The organism is Kitasatospora sp. NPDC034533 (assembly GCF_055575155.1).
Genome location: NZ_JBVITE010000144.1, coordinates 1 through 3674 on the forward strand (window position 1 = coordinate 1; position 3674 = coordinate 3674).

Genomic DNA, 3674 nt, shown 5'->3' on the forward strand with positions numbered 1-3674 from the left:
GCCGATGCGGTCGCCAGGGCCGGCGCCGAGGGTGTGGAGGTGGTGGGCGAGCTGGTTGGAGCGTTCGTCGAGTTCCCGGTAGGTGAGTTGTTCGTTGCCGCAGATGACGGCGATGGAGTCCGGGGTGGTGGTGGCGTGTGTGCGGAAGCGGTGGAGGGTGCTGGTGCCGGGCCACTGGGTGTGCTCGCCGTGCGGGGGCTCCAGTGTGTCGGCCGGCAGGTGGGTGGTGGTGGCGTCGCCCTCGGGGTCGGTGGCCATCGCTTCGAGGACGTGGCGGTACATCGAGGCCAGGCGTTCCAGGGCTACCCCACTGAGAACAGCCGTCGTCGTCCCCAGGTTGATGTTGCCGCGAGTAGGAATCACATTCAGCGCGAATTCATTGATCCCGTCGTTCAATCCCTCGGAGACGTCGACCTTCTCGGTGTCGACGTGGTGGAAGTCCAGGTACTCGAACAGGACCGAGAGCAGGTGCCGGGAGTTGCCTGCTTCGCGCTGGATGGTGGGGAGGGGGTAGCGGCGGTGGGTCCAGATGTCGGCTTCCTGGGCGTAGACGTGCTGGACGAGTTGGCGCCAGGTGCCGGTGGGGCGGTGGGCGGGGAAGGGCAGGGTGTTGAGGTGCATGCCCAGGACGCGGTCGGCGCCGGGGGCCTCGAGGCGGCCGTGGAAGACGACGCCGGTGTGGAAGGCGTCGTCGGCCGTGAGCGAGCTCATGACCTTGAGGTGGGCGGCGAGCAGGACGCTCTTGAGTGAGGTGTTGGCCTTGAGGGCGAGCGTGCGCAGTCCGTCCTCAAGGTCGGTGAACGGTACCTGGGTGCCGTGGCGGACGCCTGTGGGAGCGTCGGCCTGCGACCAGCTCTCCGGCAGGCGCAGTGGTGTGTGTCCGCCGACGACGTCCTGCCAGAACGCCCGGTCCTCGACGCTGGCCAGCGATTCCAGCTCCGCGGCGATGAAGTCCGCGTAACGCACCGACGGGGCCTGGTGGTCGGGCAGTTCACGACCGTCACGCAGGTGCTGGTAGCACTCCACGATTTCCATCATCAGGGCGTTGTAGCTCCACCCTTCGGAAATCGCGTGGTGGTAGGTGAAGTTGAGCCGCCAGGCGTCGTCGCCGTCGATGAGGGCGGAGACGTGCAGGAGGGGCGCCGTGGTCAGGTCGAACACCACCGCGTGCTGCTCGGCAATGAACTCCCGCTTCAACCGGTCCTGTTCTTGGCGGGTCTGGCCGCGCAGGTCGCGGAGATCCACCCCGTAGTCGGCGGCCGCGTGCACCAGCTGGAGCGGCAGTGAGTAGTCGCTCAGGTGCATCGACGTCCGCAGGATGTCGTGGCGACGCGCGACGGTGTCGACGGCCTCCTGGAGAGCGGCCAGCGAGAACGGTTGGTCGTCACGGATCAGGAAGGAGTTGAGGTTGTGATAGACGGCGCGTCCCTCGGGGCCGGCGGCCATCGTCTCGGCGAGCATGCCGGTCTGGATCTGGGACAGGGGGTAGGCGTCGACCACGTCGGCCGGGAGCGCGGCACGGTCCTCGTCGCTGATCAACGAGAACGGTGCGACCGCGCGGATCAGCGATTCGTCGGCCGCGTCGCCGGCGAGGCCGGCGCCCAGGCCGGCGATGGTGCGATGCCGGAAGACATCGGGGATCGACACGTCGTACCCGACGGCGCGCATCGCTCCGACCAGGCGGACGGCGCGTAGCGAGTCGCCGCCGAGGTCGAAGAAGCTGTCCTGGACGCTGACCTGCCGGAGTCCGAGCACCTCTGACCAGACGGCGGCGAGGCGTTCCTCGACGGGCGTGCGGGGCGCGACGAACCGGCTGCTGCCGAAGGCGTCGCGGTCAGGGGCCGGCAGGGCCCGGTAGTCGACCTTCCCTCCGCTGATCAGCGGGAGGGAGTCGAGCATGACGAAGGCCGACGGAATCATGTAGCCGGGCAGGGTGGTGCCCAGGTGTTCGCGCAGGAGGTCCAGGGCGGGGGCCGTGTCGTGTCCGACGACGTAGCCGACTAGGGTCCTCTCTCCGCCCTCACCGGCCGGGGCGGTGACGACGGCGTCGCGGACAGCGGGGTGTTCGCGCAGGCGGGCTTCGATCTCGCCGAGCTCGATGCGGTAGCCGCGGACCTTGACCTGGCTGTCCGCGCGGCCGAGGAAGTCGAGGGTGCCGTCGGGCAGGCGGCGGGCGAGGTCGCCGGTGCGGTAGAGGCGCGAGCCCGCCGGGCCGAACGGGTCCGGGAGGAAACGCTCCGCGGTCAGGCGGGCCTGGTGCAGATAGCCGCGCGCCAGACCGGGGCCGCCGACGTAGACCTCGCCCGGCACGCCGACCGGCACGAGTTCGAGGTTGGTGTCCAGCAAGTGGACACTCAGGTCGTCGAGCCGGTGCCCGAGACGGCTCACGGACGGGAGGTCGAAATCGCCCGCGTCGAGCCGGTGGAAGGTGCAGTGCACGGTGATCTCGGTCGGCCCGTACAGGTTGATCAGGGCGGTCCGGTCGAGTCCGATCCGGGCGACCCACTGGGTCAGCTCGGTGGTCTCCAGCTTTTCACCGCCAAGAACGACGGCTCGCAACCCCAGCCCGTTGATCCGTTCGTCATCGTCGCCGGCCATGGCCGACAGGGCGCGGAACGCCGAGGGGATCTGGCACAGAACGGTGACCTGCTGAGCGACCAGCAGATCGAGCAGGTCCTCGGGAGAACGGCTGACCTCCGGAGGGACGATCACCAGTCGGCCGCCGTGGAGCAGCGCGGCCCACATCTCCCACACCGAGAAGTCGAACGCGTAGGAATGGGACTGGGTCACGACGTCGCTGCTGGTGAAGCACATCTCCGTTCGGACGGCCGAGAACATCCGCCGGACGTTGGCGTGGGTGAGCAGGACGCCCTTGGGCTTGCCGGTGGAGCCGGAGGTGTAGATGACGTACATGAGGTCGTCGGGCGTGCCGAAGGGCTCCGGGTCGCTCCCCGGTTGGGCGGCGATCGCGTCGTGGTCGTCCGCGTCGAGGACCACCAGCTCACCGTCGTAGATGTCGGCGAACGCGGTGAGGTGCTTGGCCCTGGTGACCAGGACCGGGGCGGAGGCGTCGGCGAGGATGAATGCGAGTCGGTCGGCCGGATTGGTCGGGTCGAGGGGGAGGTAGGCGGCGCCGGACTTGAGGACGCCGAGCAGGGTCGGGACGAGGTCGAGGTCCCGCTCCAGGGAGACGGCGATGAGGGTGTCGGGGCCGGCTCCGAGGGTGCGCAGGTGGTGGGCGAGGCGGTTGGCGCGTTCGTTGACCTGGGTGTAGGTGAGGTGGGTGTCGCCGAAGGTGAGGGCGATGTTGTCGGGGGTGCGGGCTGCTTGTCGGGCGAAGGCCTCGTGGACGCAGGTGTCGACGGGGTGGTCGGTGGTGGTGTTCCAGTCGGTGAGGAGTCGGCTGAGTTCGGTGGTCGGCAGGTGGCTGGTGCGGGCGTTGCCGTCGGGGTCGGCGGCCATGGCCTCCAGGACGAGCCGGTACATGGCGCCGAGGCGCTCCAGGTTGGCCCTGCTCAGTGCACCGCTTCCGGCGACCAGTTCGATGTGGCCGTCCGTGGCCACCGCAGTGAGAGAGGCCTCGTTGCCGCCTCCGTTGAGTCCGGCGGTGGTGTCGACGGTGTCGGTGTTGACCTGGTGGAAGTTCTGGTGGTCGAACATGACCGGGATGAGGC

1 protein-coding gene is annotated in these 3674 nt (G+C 69.1%); it reads right to left on the reverse strand.

All coding sequences use genetic code 11. From position 1 onward, the window contains the following. Window positions 1–3660 (reverse strand): amino acid adenylation domain-containing protein (locus tag ACZ55U_RS38880; RefSeq protein WP_465534334.1); only part of this gene is annotated, 3660 nt, incomplete at its 3' end. Window positions 3661–3674: the final 14 nt, after the last annotated feature.